Annotated in this window: 21 protein-coding genes; 11 read left to right on the top strand and 10 right to left on the bottom strand. The window is 71.7% G+C overall.

Going from position 1 to position 24,304, the window contains the following annotated elements:
- Nucleotides 1–77: 77 nt before the first annotated feature.
- On the bottom strand, nt 78–4,871 hold the full coding sequence (locus F1C12_RS19150) for an ExeM/NucH family extracellular endonuclease (RefSeq protein WP_185276430.1): 4,794 nt from the start codon (nt 4,869–4,871) through the stop codon (nt 78–80).
- 208 nt (nt 4,872–5,079) lie between these two features.
- Here F1C12_RS19150 and F1C12_RS19145 point away from each other — a divergent pair, with 208 nt between their 5' ends.
- From F1C12_RS19145 to F1C12_RS19135, 3 genes are all read left to right on the top strand, one after another.
- Nucleotides 5,080–5,952, top strand: coding sequence for a LysR family transcriptional regulator (locus tag F1C12_RS19145; protein ID WP_185276429.1), 873 nt, complete (start codon nt 5,080–5,082; stop codon nt 5,950–5,952).
- Nucleotides 5,953–6,059: 107 nt separating this feature from the next.
- A complete protein-coding gene (locus F1C12_RS19140; RefSeq protein ID WP_219732655.1) occupies nt 6,060–6,554 on the top strand; it encodes a MarR family winged helix-turn-helix transcriptional regulator in 495 nt (164 codons plus the stop codon).
- Nucleotides 6,551–7,879 (top strand): MFS transporter, encoded by a 1,329-nt coding sequence (locus F1C12_RS19135; RefSeq protein WP_185276428.1) that lies wholly within the window; start codon nt 6,551–6,553, stop codon nt 7,877–7,879. Before F1C12_RS19140 ends, F1C12_RS19135 begins: the two co-directional genes overlap by 4 nt.
- Nucleotides 7,880–7,885: 6 nt before the next feature.
- Here the strand turns inward: F1C12_RS19135 and F1C12_RS19130 are convergent, their stop codons facing one another.
- Nucleotides 7,886–8,473 carry a TetR/AcrR family transcriptional regulator gene (locus F1C12_RS19130; RefSeq protein ID WP_185276427.1) on the bottom strand — a complete coding sequence of 196 codons (588 nt, stop codon included), beginning with the start codon at nt 8,471–8,473 and terminating at the stop codon, nt 7,886–7,888.
- A 221-nt stretch (nt 8,474–8,694) separates the two neighbouring features.
- Between F1C12_RS19130 and F1C12_RS19125 the strand changes: the two genes are divergently transcribed.
- The gene (locus F1C12_RS19125; protein WP_185276426.1) at nt 8,695–9,195 is read left to right on the top strand and encodes a DUF805 domain-containing protein; all 501 of its coding nucleotides are present in this window, start codon (nt 8,695–8,697) and stop codon (nt 9,193–9,195) included.
- Between the two features lie 16 nt (nt 9,196–9,211).
- On the opposite strand, the gene F1C12_RS19120 is transcribed toward F1C12_RS19125, so the two are convergent.
- On the bottom strand, nt 9,212–9,691 hold the full coding sequence (locus F1C12_RS19120) for a hypothetical protein (protein ID WP_185276425.1): 480 nt from the start codon (nt 9,689–9,691) through the stop codon (nt 9,212–9,214).
- 42 nt (nt 9,692–9,733) lie between these two features.
- Complete coding sequence (locus F1C12_RS19115) at nt 9,734–10,210, bottom strand: GNAT family N-acetyltransferase (RefSeq protein WP_185276424.1); 477 nt, start codon at nt 10,208–10,210, stop codon at nt 9,734–9,736.
- 75 nt (nt 10,211–10,285) lie between these two features.
- Here F1C12_RS19115 and F1C12_RS19110 point away from each other — a divergent pair, with 75 nt between their 5' ends.
- Nucleotides 10,286–11,530 (top strand): toxic anion resistance protein, encoded by a 1,245-nt coding sequence (locus F1C12_RS19110; protein ID WP_258046018.1) that lies wholly within the window; start codon nt 10,286–10,288, stop codon nt 11,528–11,530.
- Here the strand turns inward: F1C12_RS19110 and F1C12_RS19105 are convergent.
- From F1C12_RS19105 to fdhD, 4 genes are all read right to left on the bottom strand, one after another.
- The gene (locus F1C12_RS19105; protein WP_185276423.1) at nt 11,523–11,768 is read right to left on the bottom strand and encodes a hypothetical protein; all 246 of its coding nucleotides are present in this window, start codon (nt 11,766–11,768) and stop codon (nt 11,523–11,525) included. The genes F1C12_RS19110 and F1C12_RS19105 overlap by 8 nt on opposite strands.
- Before the next feature lie 45 nt (nt 11,769–11,813).
- The gene (locus F1C12_RS19100; RefSeq protein WP_185276422.1) at nt 11,814–13,409 is read right to left on the bottom strand and encodes an alpha-amylase family glycosyl hydrolase; all 1,596 of its coding nucleotides are present in this window, start codon (nt 13,407–13,409) and stop codon (nt 11,814–11,816) included.
- Between the two features lie 88 nt (nt 13,410–13,497).
- Complete coding sequence (locus tag F1C12_RS19095) at nt 13,498–15,801, bottom strand: FdhF/YdeP family oxidoreductase (protein ID WP_185276421.1); 2,304 nt, start codon at nt 15,799–15,801, stop codon at nt 13,498–13,500.
- Entirely contained in the window at nt 15,801–16,697 is an 897-nt protein-coding gene (gene fdhD, locus F1C12_RS19090) for a formate dehydrogenase accessory sulfurtransferase FdhD (protein ID WP_185276420.1), read from the bottom strand. Before fdhD ends, F1C12_RS19095 begins: the two co-directional genes overlap by 1 nt.
- Before the next feature lie 98 nt (nt 16,698–16,795).
- On the opposite strand from fdhD, the gene F1C12_RS19085 reads away from it, so the two are divergent.
- On the top strand, nt 16,796–17,947 hold the full coding sequence (locus tag F1C12_RS19085) for a molybdopterin molybdotransferase MoeA (protein WP_258046017.1): 1,152 nt from the start codon (nt 16,796–16,798) through the stop codon (nt 17,945–17,947).
- 4 nt (nt 17,948–17,951) lie between these two features.
- Here the strand turns inward: F1C12_RS19085 and F1C12_RS19080 are convergent, their stop codons facing one another.
- Together F1C12_RS19080 and F1C12_RS19075 are read right to left on the bottom strand one after the other, a co-directional pair.
- Complete coding sequence (locus F1C12_RS19080) at nt 17,952–18,383, bottom strand: hypothetical protein (RefSeq protein WP_185276419.1); 432 nt, start codon at nt 18,381–18,383, stop codon at nt 17,952–17,954.
- Nucleotides 18,380–18,811 (bottom strand): group III truncated hemoglobin, encoded by a 432-nt coding sequence (locus F1C12_RS19075; RefSeq protein ID WP_219732654.1) that lies wholly within the window; start codon nt 18,809–18,811, stop codon nt 18,380–18,382. Before F1C12_RS19075 ends, F1C12_RS19080 begins: the two co-directional genes overlap by 4 nt.
- Before the next feature lie 95 nt (nt 18,812–18,906).
- Between F1C12_RS19075 and treS the strand changes: the two genes are divergently transcribed.
- The 5 genes from treS (at nt 18,907) to F1C12_RS19050 (ending at nt 24,270) form a co-directional block, all read left to right on the top strand.
- Nucleotides 18,907–21,234, top strand: a complete 2,328-nt coding sequence (treS, locus tag F1C12_RS19070) for a maltose alpha-D-glucosyltransferase (protein ID WP_185276417.1) — start codon at nt 18,907–18,909, stop codon at nt 21,232–21,234.
- Nucleotides 21,235–21,612: 378 nt separating this feature from the next.
- Nucleotides 21,613–21,780, top strand: a complete 168-nt coding sequence (locus F1C12_RS19065) for a hypothetical protein (RefSeq protein ID WP_185276416.1) — start codon at nt 21,613–21,615, stop codon at nt 21,778–21,780.
- A 410-nt stretch (nt 21,781–22,190) separates the two neighbouring features.
- Entirely contained in the window at nt 22,191–22,583 is a 393-nt protein-coding gene (locus F1C12_RS19060; protein ID WP_185276415.1) for an ArsR/SmtB family transcription factor, read from the top strand.
- Nucleotides 22,580–23,659, top strand: a complete 1,080-nt coding sequence (locus tag F1C12_RS19055) for a cation diffusion facilitator family transporter (RefSeq protein ID WP_185276414.1) — start codon at nt 22,580–22,582, stop codon at nt 23,657–23,659. Before F1C12_RS19060 ends, F1C12_RS19055 begins: the two co-directional genes overlap by 4 nt.
- The gene (locus F1C12_RS19050) at nt 23,656–24,270 is read left to right on the top strand and encodes a cation transporter (RefSeq protein WP_185276413.1); all 615 of its coding nucleotides are present in this window, start codon (nt 23,656–23,658) and stop codon (nt 24,268–24,270) included. The genes F1C12_RS19055 and F1C12_RS19050 overlap by 4 nt, the downstream gene beginning before the upstream one ends.
- The last annotated feature ends 34 nt before the right edge of the window (nt 24,271–24,304 follow it).

Here is a 24,304-nt window from a genome sequence, read left to right as displayed (position 1 = left end):
ATTCGTCACGAATGTGCGGGCGGGAGACGACGAACCGCCGGGCGCGGCAGGCGCGCCCGGCGGTCGTCACTCAGCGGTTACTGCTGCGTCCACCCCCAGAGCCAGCCCGCGAGCCAGTTCCAGACGAGCGTCCACACCCAGTGGCCGACCGCGTTGCCGTTGGAGACCTTGAGGTCGTCCCAGCCGATCACCGTGTTCGTGCTGTCCTGCACGGACAGCTTGTGGTCGCCCTTGGCGAGCGGCTTCGGGAGGGTGAGGTGCAGCACGCCGTCGGCGGGCACCTGCATCCAGCCGCCGCCCACGCTCACGGGCTGCGAGTACACCCACACCGAGACCCACTGGCCCGCGCGCGCCTTGCCGACCGTGATGTCGATCGGGTCGCCCGCGTGGTACGCCTTGTCCTTGAACGAGATCTTGCCGTTCAGGGCCTTCGTGAGGGCGGACTCGGCGGCCGCCTTCGGGTCGGCCGAGGGCTTGCCGTTCGTCGGGGCATCCTCCACCGTGAGCGGGATGCGCACAGTGGTGCCGGACTCCTTGGCGGTCAGCACCAGGGTGCTCGCGCCCGCGGCGGAGGCCGGGACCGTGAAGGTCACGGTCGCGTTGCCCGAGGCGTCCACCGGAACGGAGCCGATGACGGCCGAGCCGCCCCAGCTCAGCTCCAGCGCGGTGTTCGCCGGGCTGCCCAGGCTGGTCAGGTTCAGCTTCTGCACTCCGAAGCTCACCTGCTGGCCGCGCGTCAGCGTCGCCGTCGGGACGTCCGTGACGGACACGCCGCGGCGGGCGAAGCTCGGCGACAGCGGGCTGTGCGCGGAGATGTAGCCGATCCAGGCGTCCCGGTCGATCAGACCCGAGTCGCGCGTGTCGGTTCCGGCCGCGAACGCCCGGAAGTTGTCGCCGCCCTGCGCGAGGAACGAGAACGTGCCGATCCGGTACGACTTCGCCGGGTCGATGGCGGTGCCGTTCACGAGGATGCTCGTGATGCGGTCGCCCTCGGGCCGGGTGGCGTCGTAGGTGTAGCTGACGTTCTTCGACAGTCCCAGGTTGAGGAACGGCCGGCTCGGCACGGTGCCGTCGGCGTTCCGCTGCCACTGCTGCTCGAGCGCCTGCTTGAACTGCGCCCCGGTGAGGGACGTCGTCCACAGGTTGTTCACGAACGGCAGCACGGCGTTCGCCTGCGCGTAGGTGACCGATCCGTCCGTGCCGTACAGCAGCTCGGCGCGGAGGCCGCCCGGGTTCACCACGCCGATCTCGGCGCCGCCGGACTGGGCCGGCGACAGGGTCGACAGCAGCGAGTCGGCCACCAGGTTGCCCAGGGTGGACTCGCTCATCCGGTCGTCACGGGCGCCGTTGATGTACGCCGTGGTGATGTCGGAGGTGACCGAGCCGACCTTCTGGTTGCCGATGACCGCCGCGTCGGCGAGCGCCTTGTCGACGATCGTCTTCACGGCCGCGACCCGCGGGTAGGCGGAGACCAGGCCCGCGTCGGCGTCCGTGGTGCGGGCGACGTTGCGCGAGGTGTAGGAGGTCACCGCGTGGGTGTCGGGGTCGACCGTGAGTTTCACCTGGCCGATGTTCTCGCCGTAGCTGCCGGTCTGCAGGATCGGACGGGTCGCACCCGCGACACCCGGGACGGGGCCGTCCCAGCTGTACTCCTTGTGCGTGTGACCGGTGAAGATCGCGGAGACCTTCGCGCTCGTCTTGGTGACGATGTCGGCGAACGCGCCGCCGGCCGCGACCTCCTGGTCGAGCGTCGCACCGTCGGGCGTGCCGAAGCCGGCGCCCTCGTGGTACTCGGCCACGATCACGTCGGCCTCGCCGTTGGCCTGGTCGCCGTCGGTGAGCTGCGCCGCGACGCGGTTGACCGCCTCCACCGGGTCGCCGAAGTCGAGCGACGAGATGCCGCCGGGCGAGACGAGGGTCGGGGTCTCCTGCGTGACGGCGCCGATGACGGCCACCTTCAGCCCGTTCACCGTGAAGGTCGCGTACTCCGGCAGCGCCGGGGTCTTGGTGCCCTTCTGGTAGACGTTCGCCCCGAGGTAGCTGAACTTCGCCGCGTCCTTCACCCGGCCGGTGAGGTCCGCGAAGCCCTTGTCGAACTCGTGGTTGCCCACAGCGCTCGTCTTGAGGTCGAGGGCGTTCAGCACGTCCAGGGTCGGGACGTCGCCGGCCGAGGCCGAGGCGAATAGGGAGGCGCCGATGTTGTCTCCGTCGGAGAGGAAGAGCGTGTTGCCCTCCCCGCCGTCGGCGCGCAGCTTCTCGACGGTCCCCGCGAACTTCACGGTGTTGCTGTCGATCCGACCGTGGAAGTCGTTGATGTTCAGCAGGTTGAGCGTCACCGGGGCGGCCTTGAGGCCCAGGCCCACGACGATGGGGTCGTGGTCGCTGGAGCGGTACGCGTCCGCCGCGTAGAAGTTGGTGACGTTGTAGTTGTAGCGGCTGTACTCCAGGGCCACCGACTCCACGGAGTTGATGTTCCAGACGTCTGCGCCGGTGATGGCCGCGTTGGCCGACGGCGACGCGAGCACGTGGTCCAGCGAGCCGACCGTACCGCCGAAGGAGTAGGTCGCCTTGGTGGTGCGGGTGCTGACCTGGTCGATGTAGCCGGCGTCGGTCAGGACCTTGATCGGGTCCTCGTTGAGGTAGGCGTTGAAGTCGCCGATCAGCAGCACCTTGTCGGAGCCGAGCGTCTTCTTGCGCTCGTCCGCGAAGGCGACGAGGGCGTTGGCCTGCTTGACGCGGGAGGCGTTGGACGCGCCCTGCCCGTCGCCCTGGTCGGCGTCGGCGCCCGTTCCCGAACCCTTCGACTTGAAGTGGTTCACGATGGCGATGAACGCCGACGAGTCCTGCGCGCCGACCTTCTTGAACGCCTGGGCGAGCGGCTGGCGGGCGTTCGAGAACGCCGCGTCGTCGAGGATCTTCGACGCGCCGACCGGAGCAGCCACGGCCTTCTTGTAGATGAACGCGGTGCGGATGACGTCCTCGGAGGCCGGGACTGTCGACGGGGAGGGCACGAACGCCCAGACGTCGCCGCCGGCCGCGGCGTTGAGCGCGGAGACCAGGGTCTTCAGCGCGTCGTCGCGGTCGAGGCCGAAGCGCTTCGAGTTCTCGATCTCCTCGAGGGAGACGACGTCGGCGGTGAGGGCGTTGATCGCGGCGACGATCTTGTCCTGCTGGCGCTTGAGGTTGGTCGCGTCGGCGGCGCCGCGGGCGTCGCAGCCGGAGTTGACGGTGATCTTGTTGCCGTCGCGGTCGGTGTAGAACGTGCACCCGGTGAGCTGGTCGCCGGTGGTCGGGAAGTAGTTCAGCACGTTGAACGTCGCGAGACGGAGGTCGCCGCCCACGTTGGCCGGGGCCGCGGTGCGGGTGTTGCCGAAGCTGACGGGCTGGACGTCGGCCGCGTTCGCCGGGGTGAGCTCGGCGGTGGGCTGGAACTTCCAGGCGTCGTTGCGGTAGTCGAGGATGACCGGCTTGGTGAACGTGACAGGCGCGCCGACGCGGACCGGGCTGGTCAGCGAGAGGTACGGCAGCGGCTTGGACTTGTTCGCCGAGCTGAGGAAGTTGGTCGAAGCCCCGTCGTCGAGGGTGACGGCGCGGGCCGCGTTGTCGGCGACGGCCGCGGCGTAGGCCGGGGTGCCGGGACGGGCGGTCTCGGTCGCCTGGACGAGCGGCTTGTCGCCGGCCGCGAGGCCGATCTCGCCGTACTGGTTCGCCGAGTAGACGTCGGTGACGGTGAACGCGCCCTGAGGAGCGATCAGCATCCCCTCGAGGCTCTCGCGCTGCGCGGCGGTGGCCGGGAGGCCGACGGTCGCCGGGGTGGGCGCGGTGACGGTGCTCTTGTCGAGCTTGTCGACCTTGGTCGCGGTGAGCTCGGTGAGGCCGTTGTACTCGCTGACGGCGCCGGTCACCTGCACGTAGTCGCCTGCGGCGACGCTGGAGGCGGCGGCGGAGCCGAAGACGAAGATCGCGTCGGACGCGGTGTGGGTCGCGAGGTCGATCGCGCCGCCCGTGCCCGGGGTCTGCAGGTAGAAGCCGTTGAAGCCTCCGGTCGGGTAGGCCGCGGTGACGACGCCGACGGTGCTGACCGTCTGGCCGGCCTTCGGGCTGGTGTCACCGGTGCCCTGGATGTCGGAGATGGCGATCGTGCCGGGCGGACCCGGGTCGGTCCCCGTTCCGGGATCGGTGCCTCCGCCGTCGCCTGGGTTGCCGGGGTCGGTGGCCGACGCGGTGTTCTGCGGCGTGATCGTCGCGCTCAGCGAGATGTCCGCCGCGTTGTCGTCGGTGTCCTTGAACGCGGTTCGGTTGAGAGACTTCACATCCGTGTTGCCGCTCGGGGCCGTCGCCGCCTTCGAACCCTCGAAGGTGTTGGACGTGCCGTAGCCGACGAGGTCGGCGACGTTCGCGTTGCCGGTGACCGAGCCGGCCGGCAGGGTCAGAGCGGTGGCCGACTTGGCCAGGATGAGCGTGCCGGCGGTGCCGGACGGGTTCAGTCCGTTGCTCGCGGCGTCGGGAGTCGGGAGGGCGGCGCCGTTGGTGCCGTTGGAGGCGCCGGCGACCAGGTAGTAGCCCTTGGCGGCGATGGTGCCGCTCAGCGCGACGACGCCGTTCGCCGCGCCGGTGCTGGTCGCGGAGCGGTACTGAACGCTCCAGCCGGTCAGCGCGACGGGCTGGTCGCCCGGGTTGTAGAGCTCGACGAACTTGTTGGCGTAGGCGGCGCCGGCGCTGCCGCCGGACAGGTACGCCTCGTTGATGACGACACCGGTGCCGTCCGTGCTGGCGAACGCCGGTGTCGCGGCGAGGGAGCCGGCGGCGAGGCCTGCTCCGACGGCCACGGCAGTGGCGGCGCGCCACAAAGTGCGCAGTCTGGTTGACATTTCTCTCCTCGATCGGAAGGGGGGAACTCGTGCGAGCCCGCGGTCACCTTAGGGATTGCGGAGAACCGCGCACTGTCTTGTGAGTGAACGTACATAAAACTCGAACAGGGGTAGACCGCTCATTTGAGCACTCCCCCGTTCGCGGGGGTCGCGCGTCGGCCCGGCGGCCTCCCGGCGAGCGTCCCGCGGGTGGGCCATGATGGTGTGCATGCGGATCGACGAGATCGCCCACTTCCGGGCGCTGGCGGCGGAGGGCCATCTGGCGCTCGCGGCCGAGACGCTCGGGATCTCGCAATCGACGCTCTCGCGCTCCCTCGCCCGGCTGGAGGCGGAGGCCGGCGTCGAGCTGTTCGACCGCCGCCGCGGGCACCTGGAGCTCAACCAGTACGGCGAGATCCTGCTGGCCCACGCCTCCCGTGCCGAGGCCGAGCTGGACACCGCGCGCGCCCGCATCGACGCCCTCCGCGACCCCGCGGCGGGGATCGTCTCGCTCGCGTACGTCTCGTCGTTCGGCAGCTGGCTGCTGCCGCGGGTGGTCAGCGAGTACCGCAGCCTGTTCCCGGACATCCGGTTCGCCCTGCGCGGCGGGACGGCCGACACCGTGCTGGACGCCCTGCGGGAGGGATCGGCCGACCTGGCGTTCCTCAGCCCCGACCCGCGCGACCCCGACATCGAGTGGGTGCCGCTGACCGCGGAGCGCCTCGTGCTCGGCGTCCCGGAGGGGCATCCGCTCGCCTCGCGCGCCGAGGCCTCCTTCGCGGATCTGAGCACGGCGGAGCTGGTGGCGCTGCGCCCGGGCTCCGGCCTGCGGACGATCGCGGACGCGTACTTCGCGGCCCACGGCGAGGTGCTGTCCCCGGTGATCGAGGTGACCGAGCTGTCGACGCTGCGCGCGCTGGTGCGGGACGGCGTCGGCGTAGCCCTCATCCCGGACACGCCCGCGGAGCCCGGGATCGTGGCGGTGCCGCTGGCCGACGAGGCCCAGCGCGTGATCGGCCTCGCCCGCAACCGGACCCGCTCGCAGCCGGCGGCGGCGGAGCAGTTCGCGCGGTTCGTGCGCGAGGAGCTGGCGGCGGGCTGAGCCCCAGTCGCCGAGGGGCACGTAAACGCCCCTTCCCGCGCGCTTTAGGGGCGTTTACGTGCCCTTCGGCGCTTGTGAGGATGTGACAGGGCTGTTATAACAGTGCTGTGACGAATTCATCCAGCACCGATCCGACCCGCGAGACCGGACGTTGGGACGCGTTGTTCGCCCTCCTCCGCCGCCTCGACGCCGACATCGAGGCCTTCTACGAGCGGCGGGGCGTTCCGGGGATGCGGTCGCGGTTCGCGTCGCCGATGATCCGGCTCGCCCACGAGGGTCCGCTCACGATCCGGGCGCTCGCGGCCTCCCTCGGCCGCACGCACTCGGCGGTCAGCCAGACGGTGGCGGCCATGCGGGAGGCCGGCTTCGTGGAGACCGTCCCCGGCCCGGACGCCCGCACCCGGCTGGTCGACCTGACGGCGCGCGGGCGCGAGCTGGTCCCGCTGGTGGAGGCCGAGTGGCGCGCCACCGAGGCGGCGGTCGCCGAGCTCGACGAGGAGGGCGGCGTCCCGCTCTCGCGCATCGTCGCCGCGCTGACCTCGACGGTGGCGGCCCGGCCGATGAGCGAGCGTCTCGACGCGCACCTGGTCGAGCCGGGATGAGCGCCGCGCGCCACTTCACCGACCTCCGGCCGCTGCGGTCGAGCGGGCCGTTCCGCGCGCTCTGGCTGGGCACCTCCCTCGCCGGCGTCGGCGGTCAGATCGCGAACGTCGCCGCGCTCGCCCAGGTCTGGGAGCTGACCAGGAGTCCGATCTGGACCGGCGCACTCGGGCTCGCGAGCGGGGTCGCGATGCTCGTCTTCGGGCCGGTGGGCGGCCACCTCGCCGACCGTTACGACCGCCGGACCATCGTGCGGCTCAGCACCGCGGCGCAGGCGCTCGCGGCGCTGGCGCTCAGCGCGCAGGCGGCGGCCGGGTCGCGCGCGGTGCTCCTGCTGCTCGTGCTCGTCGCGGCGCAGTCCGCCGCCGGAGCGGTCGGCGCCCCGGCCCGGCGCACGCTGCCCGCACGCCTGCTCCCGCCCGGGGAGGTCGCCGCCGGGCTGGCGCTGCAGAACCTGTCGTTCCAGGCCGCGCTGCTCGCCGGGCCCGCGGTCGGCGGCCTCATCGCAGCGTGGTCACTGCCCGCGGCGTACGCGGCCGAGACGGTCGCGGTCGGGGTGGCGTTCGCGGTGACGTTCGCCCTCCCGGCGCTTCCGCCTGTCGCGTCGGCGCCGGGTTCGGGAGGTCGTCCGCGTTCCGAGCGCGGCGGCTGGACGTACGTCTTCCGCCGCCCGACCCTCTGGGGGTCCTTCGCCACCGACCTCGCCGCGACACTGCTCGCCATGCCGATCGCACTGTTCCCGCTCGTCAACCAGGAGCGGTTCGGCGGCGACCCGCGAACGCTCGGACTGTTCCTGTCCGCGATCGCAGTCGGCGGCATCGCGGCCGGCGCGTTCTCCGGGACGGTCACGCGCGTCCGCCGCGCCGGCCTCCTCCAGCTCGGCGCGGCGACGGTGTGGGGGCTGGCGCTGGCCGGGTTCGGGCTCGCGGGGCCGCTCTGGCTGTCGCTCGGCTGCCTCGCGGTCGCGGGCGCGGCCGACACGGTCAGCGTCGTGACGCGCGGCGCGCTGGTGCAGCTGGAGACGCCCGACGCGTTCCGCGGGCGCGTCTCCGCGATCGATCACGTGATCGGGGTGGCTGGTCCGCAGCTCGGGAGCTTCCGCGGTGGACTGCTCGGCGCGGCCGTCGGCGCGTCGGCGGCCCTGGCGATCGGAGGGCTGGCGGCCGCGGCGACGGTCCTGGTTGTCGGGGCGGTCAACCGGCCGCTTCGCCGGTACGTAGCGCCAGTGGAGGCAGTGGAGCCGGAGGTCGCGCCCGAACTCGCGCCCGCGCGCGACACCGGAGCCTCAGCCGAGGGGCACGTAAACGCCCCGAAAACCGCCGGATAAGGGCGTCTACGTGCCCTTCGGCGCTGTGGCGAGCGCGCCGAGCGCCCGCCAGAGGCGGTCGATGTCGGCCGGGAGCCCGTCGAGGCGTCCGCGCTCGGCCGCGATCATGTACGCGCCGAAGAAGCCCTGGACCGCCACGACCGCGACCTCGCGCGGCGAGAGCCCCCGCGGCAGCTCGCCCTCCTCCTGCTCGAGGTAGCCGGCGACGACCTCCACCCAGTGGTCGTAGGGGTCGGCGTCCGGTCCGGGCGGGAGGATGGTCTGCGACAGTGCCATCGCGGCGCGCACCCGCACATCCGACGCGAACACCGCCCCGACCCGGCGGGTCAGTTCGGCGGCGGCTTCCACGCCGCGGAGTCCGCTCGCGTCGATCTCAGCGACGATCGCCGGCCAGTTGCCGTACTTCTCGACGACGAGCGCCTTGGCCAGGTCGAGCTTCGAGCGGAAGTGGAAGTACACCGCGCCCTTGGTGAGCCCGGTGCGCTCGACGATCCGTTCGAGGCGGGCGCCGGCGTAGCCGTGCTGGTCGAACTCGTCCGCGGCGGCCTCGAGGATGCTGGCGCGGCTGCGCTCGGCGCGCTCCTGACGTGGCATGTGGGGTCTCGATCCGTTCGATGCGGCGGGTCCCCCAGCGGCCAACTCTAGCCCGGGCCGGCCGTCGGACACGGCACGGCGCTCGATTGAGCGGATACTCGGGCCGCGACTCCCGCAGACACGGCAGGCGACCGCGGTGCGGCCCGCGGACGAGGACGCTGGTGCGCGCGGCGACGTGGCGTCGCATCCTGGACTCGTAGCCTCGCGAGAGGAGGACCCCGATGTCGACGCAGCCCCCAGCCGCGGCTCCTCCGCCGCCGCCCTCCGGCCCCGCCCCGCCCTCCGGCCCCGCCCCGCTCTGGGCGCCGCTCTACGGCGCGAGCATGGGCGACGCCATCCGCCGGTTCTTCACCAAGTACGCCGACTTCACCGGCCGCGCCAGCCGCACCGAGTACTGGTGGTTCTTCCTGTTCGACGTGCTCCTGGCGATCGTCTACTGGACGTTCGTCCTCGTGATCAGCCGGCTGAGCGGGAGCTTCCGGATGACCGGCTCGTCGCGCCTGGTCGGCCCGCTGTTCTGGGTGCTGCTGGCCGTGTGGATCGTGTGGGTCTTCGCGACGCTGGTGCCGCACCTGGCGCTGGTCTGGCGCCGCCTGCACGACGCGAACCTGGCGGGGCCTTGGTACTTCATCTCGTTCGTCCCGTTCGGCTGGATCGCGCAGCTCGTGCTCACGGCGCTCCCGACCAACCCGCTCGGGGCGCGCTTCGACCGGCCGCGCTAGGAGAGCACCGCCGACCTCAGCAGGAGTCCGCGAACAGCCGCCGCGGCCGCTCCGGGTCGGCGTCGTCGAACAGCACCGAGGCGACCTCCCGCGGCGCCCCCAGCGGGTCCTTGCGGCCGGTGGCGACGAACGACCAGTCGGCGTCCCGTTCCGGGTCGTGCTCGATCCACACCGAGAAGTTCCAGAACCCGCGCAGGTTCTCGCCGAGCAGTCCGGGGCCGTCGATGACGAGGACGCCCTGCGGCGACGCCGTGCGGAACGGCGTCACCACCTCGGCGCGCAGACCGTCGGGCGTCGCGTGCGCCGTCGCGTGGGTGCGCTCGACCTCCTGGCCGCCCGCGCGCAGGGCCTCGGCGAGCGCGTCCGCCGCCGCGGGGAGGTCGGCGCCGGCGACGCCCGTGACCGCGATGAACCGCGGACCGCGGCTGTAGTGCTGGAGGAACTCGGCGGCGAGGCCGTCGAAGAAGGACGCGCGGTCGGTGGTGGTGCTGCCCATGCCGCGAGTATCCCACCGCGGCGGGGAGGCTGCCAGCGGGGTTCAGTCCTGCGACGTCCTCCGCGGGCCGACGGTGCGCGCGAAGAAGACGCGGTCGAAGCCTCCCGATTCGCGGCGGCCGGTCTCGCGGAAGCCGCGGCGCGGGTAGTAGGCGACGTTCTCGGTCATCCCCGCGTTCGTGTAGAGGCGCACCTCCGTCACCCCGGCCGCCCTCGCCTGGCCGTCGGCGAGGTCGAGCAGTCGCGACCCGAGCCCGGTGCCGCGCTCGCCCGCAGCCACGGCGATGTTCTCGACCTCCATGTAACCGGAGTGCAGCGCGCTGATCAGCAGTCCGACGACCTGTCCGTCCCGGCGCGCCAGCACCGCCCTGCCTTCGGCGACGATCGCGGTGTAGTCCGCCGTCAGCGGCGCGGGCGTCACTCCGAGACGGGCGACGTAGGGTCCGTAGGCCTCGTGGACGAGCGCCTCGATCGCCGCAACATTTTCCACGGTCGCCTGCTCGAACCCGATGCCGTCCATCCGGCAGACCTTACCGTTCACGCAGGTGCGCGGCCTACCCTGGAGGGGTTGCGGTCCTGGTGGGAGGAGAACGACGTGGAAGCCAGTCCCGGATCGGCGAGCGACGGCGCGGCGGGTGACGGCGCGGCGGGTGACGCAGCAGCGCGTCCCGAGAACGCCGGCCTGCACGCACCGGAGGCCGTGCCCGAGCTCCCCGACGAGCGCGCCATGGGCATGATGAGCGTCTCGCCGCAGCGGGCCGCCGAGCTGGAGTCCCGCGCCCGCGAGTGGATCCGCGACCTCGCGGCCTCCGAGCCGGACAGCGAGGCCTTCCGGCGCAAGATCGCAGGCTTCTCCCGCCTCGGCGACAAGGAGATGCAGGAGTCCAGCGACGCCTCCCGGCAGATGCTGAGCCGTCCGGCCACGGCGCTCGCGGCGGCGCGCGGCAAGGCGGTGCGGACCGACCCGCAGTACGGCGTCCTCCGCACCCTCCAGGCGCTGCGCGCGACGGTGAGCGACTTCGACCCGCAGCACGCCAGCAAGAGCTACCGGATGCTGGCGCGGATGCCCGGCGGCCGCCGCCTCCGCAAGTACGTCGAGCGGTTCGAGTCGGCGCAGAAGCAGCTGGACTCCATCGTCGTCTCCCTCGACCACGGCGAGGAGTGGCTGCGCCGCGACAACGAGGAGATCGAGAACGAGCGCACGGCGCTGTGGCGGACCACCGAGCGGCTCAACGAGTACGTCACCCTGGCCGCCGCGCTCGACCGAGCGACCGTCGAGCGCGCCGGGGAGCTGCGCCTCACCGACCCGCTGCGCGCCGCGACCCTGGAGAAGGAGGCGCTCTTCCCGATCCGGCAGCGCCGCCAGGACCTCACCACGCAGATCGCGGTCTCCGTGCAGGCCTACCTCGCGCTCGACGTCATCAAGAAGAACAACGTCGAGCTGATCAAAGGCGTCGAGCGCGCCAAGACCACGACGGTCTCCGCGCTGCGCACGGCGGTCGTCGTCGCGCAAGCTCTGGAGAACCAGCGCCTCGTCATCGACCAGCTCGGCTCTCTCCACCAGAGCACGAACGCCCTGATCGGCCGCACCGGTGAGGTGCTGCGCGACCAGACCGAGCAGATCCAGAAGGAGCAGACCACCTCCGCCGTCGACGCGCAGGTGCTGCAGCGCGCGTTCGACGACGTGTTCGCGACCATGGACGGCATCGACGTGTACCGCGGGCAGGCGATCACGAGCATGTCGCAGACCGTCGACGCGCTGGAGCACCAGGTAGCCCGCTCGCGCAGCTACCTCAAGCGGGCGCGGCCGGACCGGGATCAGCCGGGACCGGTCAACTGAAGATCGCCCACTCCGTACGGCCGAGCCGGGTGCTCGCGCCCTGCACTCGCAGGTACCAGAAGCGTTCGTCGCGGTGCAGATAGTGGCCGTGGATCGTGGTGTAGCGCCACTCCCCGTCGACCATCGTCCAGTGGATCAGGGAGATGAACTGATCGTGCCGCAGATACGGCACGGCCGCGAAGTCGTCCCGCGTGAAAGGGGACGAGTGGTGCGCTTCCTCCGCGTTCGCCGTGCTCATGCGGCAACGATGCCGTGCGGGGGAACGATCCGGTAGGGACCAAAGTCACGCGGTCCGCAGCCACGCGAACCCGTAGGGGGCGAGCGTGCCCGTGGCCCAGCCGTCCGCCAGGAGGGCGACACGCCCGGCCCCGATCTCGGCGGACGCCTCCCGGCTCGAGAGGTTGTGCAGGGTCAGGAGACCGTCGCGGCGCAAGGCCAGTACGGCGCGGTCCTCGACCTCCACCGTCGTCCAGCCGGCGGCAGCGGCGTGCGCCTCCCTTCGAACCCGGGCGAGGTCGCGAGCGAGCGACAGCAGCGAGCCGGGGTCGTCCTCCTGCGCCGAGGCGTTGACCGTGCGGAAGCCGAACGGGCCGTCCACCTGGGCGCCGAGGGTCAGCGGCGACACGGCGGCAGCCGTGAAGCCGCCCCCGTCGGAGTCGTCCCACTGCATCGTCGTGCGCGCGGCGCCGCGGCCCTCCACCGCGAGGTCGTCGCCCTGGCCGAGCTCCTGGCCGGCCTGCAGCAGCGGGACGCCGGGGAGCGCGTGCAGGAGGCTGAGCGTCATCCGCACCCGCTGGGCCGGCTGCAGCATGGGCGCCCAGCCGCGCCGGATGCCGCGCCCGTAGATCAGCGCGTCGTCGTCACCCGCGAACGCCGCGAACACCTCCCGGCGCTCCTCGTCGCTCAGCAGCGACAGGTCGAGCTCGTCGGCGTTGCGCATGAAGTTGAGGCGTGAGTCGGCCGGGATGTTCTGGTCCAGTCTGCTGAGCGCGTCCACGATCGGTTGCGCCCGCTCGCGCGCGAGCGCCAGGAACGTCGCGTTGTTGAGACTGAAGTCGATGACGGCGTCGAAGCGGTCGTTCTCGATCAGCGCGGCCATCGCCTCCGGCGGCTCGGAGGCCTCCGCGATCAGTGCGACGTCGGGGCGGATCTCGCGCAGCCGCGCCCGCAGCCGGTCGAAGAACACGCCGTCGTCCACGTCGGTGTCCGGCCGCCCCTTGCCCTGCACGAGCAGCAGCGCCGCGTCGATCCGGAAGCCGTCGACGCCCACGCCGAGCCAGAAGGTCAGCAGCTGGACGATCTCCTCGAAGACGTCCGGGTCGGTGGCGTTGATGTCGGGCTGGAACGAATAGAACTGGTGGTGGTAGTACCGTCCGGCGCGCTCGTCGAAGGCCCAGACGCTCTCCTCCTCGCCCGGGAACATCGGATGGTCCCCCGGCTCGGTGGAGTCGTCGTCGCTCCAGACGAAGAACTTCCCGGCCCTCCCGTCGGTGTCCTCGCACGCGGCGAGGAACCACGGGTGCCGGTCGGAGGTGTGGTGCGGCACGGCGTCGATCAGCACGCGCATCCCGAGGTCGCGGGCCTTCGCAAGGAACTCACGGAGGTCGTCCAGGTCGCCGAAGCGCGGATCCACCGCCAAGTGGTCGTCCACGTCGTAGCCGTTGTCACGGCGCTCGCTCGGATAGAACGGCAGCAGCCAGATCCAGGTGACGCCGAGCGACGCCACGTGCTCGAGCCGGGCCATGGCCCCGGGGAGGTCGCCGAACCCGTCGCCGTCGCTGTCGGCGAAGCGGGACAGGTCGAGGCCGTAGACGAGCGCGCCGGGATCGGTGGCCCAGCGCGCGGAATTGTCGGGCGTGCGTTCTCGGGTAGAAGGCATGCCCCACTCATACTCCCGTTGCCTTGAGCCGAGGGGCACGCAAACGCCCCTAAAAGGGCGGTTTAGGGGCGTTTACGTGCCCTTCGACTCAGGGGGCGACGGGGGCGACGGGGGCTAGGCGGACGATGACGGCCTTCGAGACGGGGGTGTTGCTGCCGGTCGCGGCGCTCTGCAGCGGCACGAGCACGTTCGCCTCGGGGTAGTACGCCGCCGCGCAGCCGCGCGCGGTCGGGTAGGACACCACGCGGTAGTTCGGGAGGACCCGGTCGACGTCGTCGGGCCACTCGCTGTGGATGTCGACGCGCTGCCCGTCCGTCAGGCCCAGCTCGACCAGGTCGTCCGGGTTGACGAAGATCACGTCGCGGCCGTTCTTGATGCCGCGGTAGCGGTCGTTCAAGCTGTAGATGGTCGTGTTGAACTGGTCGTGCGAGCGCAGGGTCTGCAGGATCAGCCGGCCCTCCGGGCGCTCCAGCGGCTCCAGCTCGTTGACCGTGATCATTGCTTTGCCGGTCGCGGTGTCGAAGCGGCGTTCGTCGCGCGGGCCGTTCGGGAGGACGAAGCCGCCCTTGCGGCGGACGTCCGCGTTGAACGTCTCGAAACCGGGGACGACGCGGCTGATGTGGTCGCGGATGACGTCGTACTCGGCCTCGAAGCCCGCCCAGTCGATCCCGTGCCTGTCGCCCACCGTCGCCTGCGCGAGGCGGCAGACGATCGCCACCTCCGACAGCAGCCCCGGCGCGACCGGCGGGATCTTGCCGTGCGTCGCGTGCACGGCGCACACGCTGTCCTCCACCGACAGGAACTGCGGCCCTCCGGCCTGGAGGTCGACCTCGGTGCGGCCGAGCGTCGGCAGGATCAGCGCCTCCTCGCCGGTCACGACGTGCGAGCGGTTCAGCTTGGTCGACACCTGAACCGTGAGGCCGGCGCCGCGCATGGCCGCCTCGGCGGCCGCGGTGTCCGAGATCGCGGCCACGAAGTTGCCGCCCATCGCGAAGAACACGTCGATGTCGCCGCGCTGGAGCCCTTCGAGGGTCTGCAGGGCGTCGAAGCCGTGCGCGCGGGGCGGGTCGAAGCCGAACTCGGCCGCCAGCGCGTCGAGGAACGTCGAAGGCATCTGCTCCCAGATCCCCATGGTCCGGTCGCCCTGCACGTTGCTGTGCCCGCGGATCGGGGAGGCGCCGGCGCCCGGCTTGCCGATGTTGCCGCGCAGGAGCAGCAGCGTGATGAGCTCCTTGAGCGTCGCGACCGCGTTCTTCTGCTGGGTCAGGCCCATCGCCCAGGTGATGATCACCCGGTCGGAGCGGATGTACAGGTCGGCGAGGAGGTCGATCTCCTCCAGGGTCAGCCCGGTCGCCTCCAGCACGGTGAAGTCGTCCAACGTCGCGATGTGCGCGCGGAACTCCTCCAGGCCCAGGGTGTGCCGGTCGAGGAACTCGTGGTCGAGCACGGTCCCCGGGGCGGCGTCCTCCGCCTCCAGCACGCGCTGCGAGACGGCCTGCAGCAGCGCCATGTCGCCGCCCGACCGGATCTGCAGGAAGTGGTCCGCGATCTGGGTGCCCTTGCCGATGATCCCGCGCGGCTTCTGCGGGTTCTTGTAGCGGATCAGCCCGGCCTCCGGCAGCGGGTTGACCGCGACGATGGTGGCGCCGTTGCGCTTGGCCTCCTCCAGCGCGGTGAGCATGCGCGGGTGGTTGGTGCCGGGGTTCTGGCCCATCACGACGATGAGGTCGGCCTTGCCGAAGTCGTCGTAGGCGATCGTGGACTTGCCGATGCCGATGGTCTCGCTGAGCGCGGTGCCTGTCGACTCGTGGCACATGTTCGAGCAGTCAGGGAGGTTGTTGGTGCCGAACGCGCGGGCGAACAGCTGGTAGACGAACGCCGTCTCGTTGGCGGTGCGGCCGCTGGTGTAGAACGCGGCCTGGTCGGGCGACGCCAGCGCGTTCAGGCGCGAAGCGATCAGCGCGAACGCCTCGTCCCAGCCGATCGGCTCGTAGTGGTCGGCGCCGGCCGGCTTGTGCACGGGCTCGACGAGGCGGCCCTGCATCCCGAGCCAGTACTCCGACTTGTCGAGCAGGCTGGTCAGCGAGTTCTCCGCCCAGAAGCTGGTCGGGACCGTGATCGGGGTGGCCTCCCAGGTGACCGCCTTCGCGCCGTTCTCGCAGAACTCCAGGATGTTGCGGTCGCCCGGGTCGGGCCACGCGCAGCTCATGCAGTCGAAGCCGTTCTTCTGGTTGATCGCCGTCATCAGCTTCGCGGTGCGGGCCGGGCCCATGTCGCGGATGGCGGGCTCCATCGAATGCAGGATGGCGGGCACGCCGACTGCCCACTTCTTGTTGGGGCCGACCTCCAGGTCGGGGTACTCGTCGCCCGGGTTGACGTCGGTGTCGTGCATCAGGCCATCGCTTTCTGTGTCGAGTCCGCGGGTTCGGCGGAGTGCGATTCGGCGGGGTGGGCCTCGGTCACCACGATCCGCTCGGCGCCCGAGTAGACCACCATCGAGGAGCCGCGGAGGAAGCCGACGACCGTGAGCCCGAGCTCCCGGCCGAGGTCGACCGCGAGCGAGGACGGCGCCGAGACCGCCGCCAGGATCGGGATGCCCGCCATCGACGCCTTCTGGACCAGCTCGAAACTCGCCCGGCCGGAGACCATCAGCACGGTCCCGCTCAGCGGCAGGCGACCCTCCTTGAGCGCCCAGCCGACCACCTTGTCGACGGCGTTGTGGCGTCCGACATCCTCGCGCAGCACGAGCAGCGTCCCGGTCGCGGCGTCGAACAGGGCCGCAGCGTGGAGGCCTCCGGTCTTCTCGAACATCGCCTGGCCCTCGCGCAGGCGGTCCGGCAGCGTGGTGAGCAGCTCGTCGGTGACGGTGACCGGGTCGGCGTCGACCGGGTGTGCGGAGCGGGTGCGCACGGCGTCGATGCTCGCCTTGCCGCAGAGCCCGCAGGAGCTGGTCATGTAGAAGTTGCGGTCGAGGCTCGCGTCCGGCCGCGGGACACCGGGGGCCAGCGTGACGTCGAGGACGTTGTAGGTGTTCTCCCCGTCGGCCGTGTCTCCGGCGCAGAAGCGGATCGCGCTGAGCTGGTCGCCGTGCGAGATCACGCCCTCCGACACGAGGAACCCGGCCGCCAGGTCGAAGTCGCTCCCCGGCGTGCGCATGGTGATCGAGAGCGGCGTGCCGGCCACCCGGATCTCGAGCGGCTCCTCGACGGCCAGCACGTCCTCCCGGCGGCTGCGCGATTCACCGACGACGATGCGCGTGATCTGTTTTCGCGATGTCGTGCGACTCATGCTCCAGGCTTACCACGGCGTAGCGTGAGACCGTACCGGAATGCCCGCAGCGGTCATTCGAATACTGCGGGAAGAGGATCGGGAATGGGCATGACGCCGTGAGCGGGCACGCTGGTCGGCCGTCCTGGCACGAGGCGCGGGGCATCGCCGCCGCCGCCGGCACCGCGCTCCCGCCCGAGAGCGTGCCGCTGCACGCCGCGATCGGACGACGGCTGGCGGCCGACCTCGTGACGCCGATCGACCTGCCGCATTTCGCGTCGGCGGCGATGGACGGCTGGCTGGTCGTCGGCGACGGTCCCTGGACGCTGGTGGAGGCCTCTCCGGGCCGCGGTGAGGCGAGCCCGATCGTCACGGGCGCGCTGGTGCCCGCCGACGCGTTCGCGGTGCTCCGCAGCGAGAGCGGGGAGGTCGCCGGCGGTGTGCTGCGCTCGACCGTGGCCGGTGAGCCGCGGGCCGGGCACCACATCCGGCGGCCGGGCACGGAGGCGCTGAGCGGGGAGCGGCTGATCGCCGCCGGAGCCCTCCTGAACCCGGCGCACGTCGCCCTCGCCGCCGCGACGGGAGCCGACGAGCTGTCGGTGGCGGCCGTCCCGTCGGTCGCGCTCGTGTTCACGGGCGACGAGGTCGTGACCTCCGGGGTGCCCGAGCCGGGGCGGGTGCGCGACAGCTTCGCCGTGCAGCTGCCGTCGCTGATCGGGACGCTCGGCGGCCGGGTGACCGGCACGGCGCGGGTGCCCGACCGGCTGGATGACACGGTGGCGGCACTGCGCGACGCCGATGCGTCCCTGATCGTCACGACGGGCGGCACCGGGACGTCGTCGGCCGACCACCTCCGCGACGCCCTGCTCGCTGTGGGCGCGCGCCTGCTGGTCGACGGGGTCGCGATGCGGCCGGGCGGCCCGACGCGGATCGCGCAGCTGCCGGACGGACGGCTCGTCGCAGCGCTCCCGGGCAACCCGCTCGCCGCGATGGTGTCCGCGATCACGCTCGTGGAGCCGCTGCTCGCCGGGCTCGCGGGGCGGCCTCCGGAGCCGGTGCGGACGGTGCGCGGCTCCGCGGTCGACGGCCGCGCGGGGTCCACGGTGCTCGTGCCCTACGCGGAGGCCGACGGGCGGGCGGTGGTCGCGGCGTGGCGCGGGGCGGCGATGATGCGCGGGCTCGCCGGGGCGAGCGGGATCCTGGTCGTGCCGCCGGAAGGTCTCCGGGACGGGGAGGACGCGGAGTGCGTCCCCGTGCCGTGGCTGCGCTGAGCGGTCACCCCGCCAGCAGCACCACGCCTAGCGCGATCAGACCGGCCGCCTTCACGACCTCCAGCCCCACGTAGTACAGGTGCGCCCGCGAGCGCGTCTCGGTCGGGGCGCCGGCGAGGACGGCGTCCGAGCGCCGGTTGAGGGCGGGGCGCACCGCGAGCAGCTGGATGGCGAGCACGACGGCCACGGCGATCGCGAGCACGGTCGGCGCGACCGCCACGCCGGTGCCGATCAGCGTCGCGACCAGCGCGACCACGGCGAGCGCGACCTCCAGAGCGTTGACCACCCCGAAGACCAACCGCCCGATGCCGAGGCCGATCGGGATGGTCACGCCCGGGGCGCGGAACTTGATCGGGGCCTCGATGAACGAGATGCCGACGACCACACCGAGCCAGACGAAGACGACGGCGATCGCCACGGCGGTGAGCGGGGTCATGCTTCTCCTTCGCGGGGCACGGGCCGGGTCCCGATCGTCTCGAAACCGCTGCCGGAGGAGCCGGCCAGCCGCCGCCCGATCGAGCCGGCGATGCGGTCCGCCTGCACCTTCGCCAGCTGGGCCTTCTCCCCCGCGAACAGGTCGTCGACAGCCCCGTTCCAGACCAGCAGCCAGCGATCGAAGTGCTCCGGCAGCAGCGGGGTCAGCGCGTGGAGGTCGCGGTGCACCTGGAGGGCGTTGCGGCGGTAGACGCCCGCGCGGAAGAGCACCGTCTCCCAGAAGTCGCACATGATCGGGAGGTGCGCCCCCAGGTCCATGTGCGCGATGTCGGTGAAGATCGGGCCGATGAGCGGGTCGGCGAACGCTCGGCGGTAGAACTCCACGACCAGGCGCTCGACGTCATCGCGGGAGCGGAGGTCGTGCGGCACGCTCCAACGATAGGCACTTCCTTCCAACGGATCATGTGAGCACGTCATCTGTTCCCCAAGCTGGGATACCGTGGCAGAGGCCGGAAGGAGAGCAGATGGACGAGCCGATCGGAACCGCCCGCACCACGGACAGCACCGAGCCCGACACCACCGAACTCGAGGCCGGGGGGCTCGAAGCAGGGGGACTCGAACCCGGGGAGACGGAATCCCCGGAGCCGGAGTCCCAGGAGACCGAGATCACCTACGACGAACAGCTCTACCCGGCCCGGCCTCGCCGGTTGCGGCCGCGTGCCAACCTGCGCGGCGGCAGCATCCGCCGCACCGTCTCCGACCCGCGCGCGGCCAACGGCCTGAACCCGGCTTACGTGCAGTGGCTGGTCCGCCAGTCGATGCTGAAGGACGCCGACGTGCTCAGCCGTCAGCTCTCCGGCTCGCCCAGCATGTGGCGGAACCCCTACGCGCGGCCGGACGCGCGCCGCGCGGTGTCGACCTCCGACGTGTGGTTCACCGCCTATCCGATCTCGCTGATCACGCGGCGTGACCAGACGTTCCTCGCCGCCCTCGCCGACCCCGAGCTGTGGAGCGTGTTCGAGCGGATCGGCATCAACGGCGTGCACACCGGCCCGGTGAAGCGCGCCGGCGGCCTCCGCGGCTGGCAGGAGACCCCGAGCGTCGACGGCCACTTCGACCGGATCGGCACGCAGATCGACCCGATCTTCGGCGACGAGGAGACCTTCCAGCGGATGACGGACGTCGCCGAGGAGCACGGCGGCGTGGTCATCGACGACATCGTGCCGGGCCACACCGGCAAGGGCGCCGACTTCCGCCTCGCCGAGATGGCCTACAAGGACTACCCCGGCATCTATCACATGGTCGAGATCCCGCCGGAGGAGTGGCACCTGCTGCCCGAGGTCCCGGAGCACCGCGACTCGGTCAACCTCGACCCCGCGACCGAGGCCTCCCTCGCCGAGCGCGGCTACATCATCGGCGAGCTGCAGCGCGTCATCTTCTACGCGCCCGGCGTCAAGGAGACCAACTGGAGCGTCACCGCGCCGGTGGTCGGCGTCGACGGCGTCACCCGCCGCTGGGTCTACCTGCACTACTTCAAGGAGGGCCAGCCCTCGGTCAACTGGCTGGACCCGACGTTCTCGGGGATGCGGCTGGTGATCGGCGACGCCCTCCACTCGCTCGGCGACCTGGGCACGAGCGCGCTGCGGCTGGACGCGAACGGCTTCCTCGGCGTCGAGAAGAGCGCTGAGGGCCTGCCGGCCTGGTCGGAGGGCCACCCGCTCTCGCACGCGGCCAACCACGTCATCGCCGGCATGGTCCGCAAGGTCGGCGGCTTCACCTTCCAGGAGCTCAACCTGACGGTGGAGGACATCCGCGACACCGGAGCGGTCGGCGCCGACCTGTCGTACGACTTCATCAACCGGCCCGCGTATCACCACGCCCTCGCGACCGGCGACACGGAGTTCCTGCGGCTGACCCTGCGCACGTCGCTGGAGCTGGGGGTGGAGCCGGCGAGCCTGGTCCACGGCCTCCAGAACCACGACGAGCTGACCTACGAGCTGGTGCACTGGGCGACGCTGCACAAGAACGACCTGTACCCGTTCCGGTACCAGGAGATGCCGGGCGGCGAGCTGGCCGAGCTGATCCGGTCGGAGCTGGTGGAGAAGCTGACCGCGCCGACCGCGGACTTCAACCTGGTGTTCACGACGAACGGGATCGCCTGCACCACGGCCTCCCTCATCGCTGCGACGCAGGGCCACGCGACGCTGGACTCCATCACGGAGGCCGACATCCCGGCGATCCGCGACGCGCACCTGCTGCTCGCGGCGTTCAACGCCTGGCAGCCGGGCGTCTTCGCGCTGTCGGGCTGGGACCTGCTCGGCGCGCTCACCCTCCCCCGCGACCAGGTCGCCGACCTGATCGCCGACGGCGACACCCGCTGGATCGAGCGCGGCGCCCACGACCTCCTGGGCGTGGCCCCGGAGGAGGAGCGCTCGGCGTCCGGGATGCCGCGGGCCCGCTCGCTGTACGGCACGCTGCCGGAGCAGCTCGCCCGCCCGGACTCGTTCGCGAGCGGTCTGCGCGATCTGCTGCGCATCCGCTCCCGCTACGGCATCGCGACGGCCCGCCAGGTCGACGTGCCCGACGTGGCGCACCCGGGGATGCTGGTCCTCGTCCACGAGCTGGAGACGCTGGACGAGCACGGCCTCCCGATCGTGCAGCTGTCGGTGCTCAACATGAGCGCGGAGGCGGTCGACGGCACGGTCCGCTCGGACGCGCTGCCGCTCGGCGCGACCGTGATCGACGCCGGGGACGACAGCGAGGTCACGACGGTCGACAACCTCAGCAGCTTCCCGCTGAGCATCGGGCCGTACGGGGTGCGGTTCCTGGTGCTGCGGCGGGCGGAAGGGTGATGCGGGCGGGGTGACGGTCGCGCCGGGCGGCGCGGAGCGAAGCGTCTCGATCAGACGGAGGCGCGGCGAGATCGGGAGGTGTTTCCCCGAGTTCGCGCGTTCGACCGTGGCGTTCCCCGCGGGCGCCTGTGACACTCGATACAGAGGGGCGGAACCCTTGTCGGCGAGGGCGGGGTGCCAGTGTCAGGGTTCGTACGCGGGGCACGCGTCTACGTCGATGAGTGCAAGGCCAAGGGCTAGATCGTCGCCGCTGCCGTCGTCTTGCCCCACGATGCGCCGGACCTCGACAAGAGGATCCGCAGACTCAGCCGACCGGGCCAGCGACGAATCCACTTCACAAACGAGTCGGATGCCAGCAAGCGGAAGCTCATCGCCGCGATGACGAAGCTCGGGCTCGCCGTCGTGGTCTACCACGTGAAGGGGCAGCCGGATCGGGTCGCCCGTCCGCTCTGCATCGACGCGCTCGTCGACGACCTGGTGGCCGCCGAGTGCTCGCACGTGATCCTCGAGCGCGACGGTCGATCGAGCGGGCCGACCGACAGCTGATCGCGTCGGGCCTCGCCCGGAACGACGGCTACGGGCTCCGATACGAGCACACCTCCCCGAACGACCACGCGCTGCTCTGGGTCAGCGACATGGTCGCGTGGTGCTGCTACAAGGGAGGCGACTGGCTGCGCCGGGTTCAGCCGATGATCGTCGCCAGTCGGACGCTCGTGCCTTAAATGCGCGAGCCTGGCTCGTCGAACCGTCCGGATGACTGCCAGGCCTACTTCGAACCGCTAGTGCGGGCCGCGGTACCAGCATAGGGGGGCGGGGTGGCGGGGGGACAACCCCGAGCCGGCCGTCGTTACCCCGTGCAGCTTCCCGCTGAGCATCGGGCCGTACGGGGTGCGGTTCCTGGTGCTGCGGCGGGCGGAAGGGTGATCGTTCCCCGCGTCATGTGATTGAATCTGCGTATGCATGCAGATAAGCCGATATGCGGACGTCTCCCCGACAGCCAGTTCGTCGAGCTCGCCGTCGAGGTGTTCGGGATGCTCGCCGACGCCACCCGGGTGCGCATCGTCCTGGCGCTCCGGGACGCCGGCGAGCTGTCGGTGAACCACCTGGCGGACATCCTCGACAAGCAGCCGGCCGCCGTGTCCCAGCACCTGGCGAAGCTCCGGCTCGCCCGGATCGTCGCGACCCGCCAGGACGGCCAGCGGGTGTTCTACCGGCTGGAGAACGAGCACGCGAGCCGGCTCGTCACCGACGCGATCTTCCAGGCGGAGCACTCGCTCGGCGGGACGCCCCGGCACCACCACGCGGAGGCGTCCGACGCGGAGACGCCGGGAGCCGAGGTCTCGGCATGAGCAGCGGGACGCACGCCGGGCACGAGCACGGGCATCCGCACGAGCACGGGCATCCGCACGAGCACGGGCATCCGCACGACCACGACCACGACCACGACCACGACCACGAGCACGACCACCACCACCCGACCGGCTTCAAGGGCTTCCTCTACGGCCTGTTCGTCCCGCACTCGCACGACGCAGCCGACTCCATCGACGACGCCCTGGAGGCCAGCAGCGAGGGCGTCCGCGCGCTGAAGATCAGCCTGTTCGTGCTCCTCGGCACCACGCTGCTGCAGGCGGTCATCGTCGCCTTCAGCGGGTCCGTCGCCCTGCTCGCCGACACCGTGCACAACTTCTCCGACGCGCTCACCGCCGTGCCGCTCTGGATCGCCTTCGTGCTCGGCCGTCGCGTCGCCTCCCGCCGCTACACCTACGGCTACGGGCGCGCGGAGGACCTCGCCGGGCTCTTCATCATCGCCGTGGTCGCGCTGTCCGCGGTCATCGCCGCCTGGCAGTCGATCGACCGCTTCTTCCACCCGCACCCGCTGGAGAACCTCGGCTGGGTGGTCGTCGCCGGCCTGATCGGCTTCGCCGGCAACGAGGCGGTCGCGATCTACCGCATCCGCGTCGGCCAGCGGATCGGCTCCGCCGCCCTGGTCGCCGACGGCGTCCACGCGCGCATCGACGGCTTCACGTCGCTGGCCGTCGTGATCGGCGCGATCGGCGTCATGCTCGGCTTCCCGCTCGCCGACCCGATCGTCGGCCTCCTCATCTCCGCGGCGATCATCGTGCTGCTCTGGGGCACCGTCCGCAGCATCGGCCGCCGCCTCCTCGACGGCATCGAGCCCGAGCTGGTCGGCCGGCTGGAGCACGCGCTCGAGGACACGCCCGGCGTGACCGCCGTGCCGCGCGTCCAGCTCCGCTGGATCGGGCACCGCCTGCACGGCAGCGCCCGGCTGACCGTCGACGCCGCGACCCTCGCCGACGCCCAGCGCATCGCCGAGGCCGCCCGGGGGCACGCGACCGCGCACCTCCGGAACCTGGACGACCTCCAGCTGGAGCTCGTGCCGGCGACCGCGACGCAGCAGCCATGACCGACGCGCGGCTCGACAGCGCGACCCGCCGCCGCCTGATCCGTTTCGGCATCGGGCTGGAGGCCGTCACGCTCGGCTGGAACGTGGTCGGCGTGATCGTGCTGGCGGTCCTGGCCTCCGCGAGCGCGTCCGTCGCCCTGCTCGGCTTCGGCCTGGACAGTCTCATCGAGATCTTCGCGAGCGTCGTGGTGATCTGGGAGCTCACCGGAGTCGGCGAGCGCCGCCAGCGACTCGCCCTCCGGCTGATCGGCGTCGCGTTCGTCCTGCTGGCCGCCTACCTCCTCGTCCAGGCGGTCGTCGCCCTCGTCGCCGGCCACCGCGCCGCGCCGACGCCGGGCGGCGCAGCCTGGACGGCCGTGACCGCGCTCGTGATGTTCACGCTCGCCTTCGGCAAGGCCCGCACCGGCCACCGCCTCGGCAACCCCGTGCTCATCACCGAGGGCCGGGTGACGCTGGTCGACGGCATCCTCGCGACCTCCGTCCTCGTGGGCATCGCACTCGACGGGCTGTTCGGCTGGTGGTGGGCCGACCCGGTCGCCGGGCTGGTGATCGTGGCGTACGCGGTGCGGGAGGCGGTGGAGATCTTCCGCGGCGGGCACGAGGCGGACTGACCCACAGGCCTTTCGGCCCTCCTCCCCCGCCGCG

Origin of the sequence: Leifsonia shinshuensis, from assembly GCF_014217625.1 — a bacterium.
In the GTDB taxonomy this organism is placed as follows: Bacteria; Actinomycetota; Actinomycetes; order Actinomycetales; family Microbacteriaceae; genus Leifsonia; species Leifsonia shinshuensis_A.
The sequence above is the reverse complement of the archived record's forward strand: the minus strand, read 5'-3'. Positions and strand labels throughout refer to the sequence as shown.

Bases quoted from the DNA above. Each gene is read 5' to 3' on its own strand.
- F1C12_RS19055 (WP_185276414.1), top strand. From the start codon at position 22,580: ATGAGCAGCGGGACGCACGCCGGGCACGAGCACGGGCATCCGCACGAG.
- treS (WP_185276417.1), top strand. From the start codon at position 18,907: ATGGACGAGCCGATCGGAACCGCCCGCACCACGGACAGCACCGAGCCC.
- F1C12_RS19120 (WP_185276425.1), bottom strand. From the start codon at position 9,691: ATGGGCAGCACCACCACCGACCGCGCGTCCTTCTTCGACGGCCTCGCC.
- F1C12_RS19115 (WP_185276424.1), bottom strand. From the start codon at position 10,210: ATGGACGGCATCGGGTTCGAGCAGGCGACCGTGGAAAATGTTGCGGCG.
- fdhD (WP_185276420.1), bottom strand. From the start codon at position 16,697: ATGAGTCGCACGACATCGCGAAAACAGATCACGCGCATCGTCGTCGGT.
- F1C12_RS19065 (WP_185276416.1), top strand. From the start codon at position 21,613: ATGACGAAGCTCGGGCTCGCCGTCGTGGTCTACCACGTGAAGGGGCAG.
- F1C12_RS19135 (WP_185276428.1), top strand. From the start codon at position 6,551: ATGAGCGCCGCGCGCCACTTCACCGACCTCCGGCCGCTGCGGTCGAGC.
- F1C12_RS19100 (WP_185276422.1), bottom strand. From the start codon at position 13,409: ATGCCTTCTACCCGAGAACGCACGCCCGACAATTCCGCGCGCTGGGCC.
- F1C12_RS19060 (WP_185276415.1), top strand. From the start codon at position 22,191: ATGCATGCAGATAAGCCGATATGCGGACGTCTCCCCGACAGCCAGTTC.
- F1C12_RS19125 (WP_185276426.1), top strand. From the start codon at position 8,695: ATGTCGACGCAGCCCCCAGCCGCGGCTCCTCCGCCGCCGCCCTCCGGC.
- F1C12_RS19130 (WP_185276427.1), bottom strand. From the start codon at position 8,473: ATGCCACGTCAGGAGCGCGCCGAGCGCAGCCGCGCCAGCATCCTCGAG.
- F1C12_RS19150 (WP_185276430.1), bottom strand. From the start codon at position 4,871: ATGTCAACCAGACTGCGCACTTTGTGGCGCGCCGCCACTGCCGTGGCC.
- F1C12_RS19145 (WP_185276429.1), top strand. From the start codon at position 5,080: ATGCGGATCGACGAGATCGCCCACTTCCGGGCGCTGGCGGCGGAGGGC.
- F1C12_RS19050 (WP_185276413.1), top strand. From the start codon at position 23,656: ATGACCGACGCGCGGCTCGACAGCGCGACCCGCCGCCGCCTGATCCGT.
- F1C12_RS19095 (WP_185276421.1), bottom strand. From the start codon at position 15,801: ATGCACGACACCGACGTCAACCCGGGCGACGAGTACCCCGACCTGGAG.
- F1C12_RS19080 (WP_185276419.1), bottom strand. From the start codon at position 18,383: ATGACCCCGCTCACCGCCGTGGCGATCGCCGTCGTCTTCGTCTGGCTC.
- F1C12_RS19105 (WP_185276423.1), bottom strand. From the start codon at position 11,768: ATGAGCACGGCGAACGCGGAGGAAGCGCACCACTCGTCCCCTTTCACG.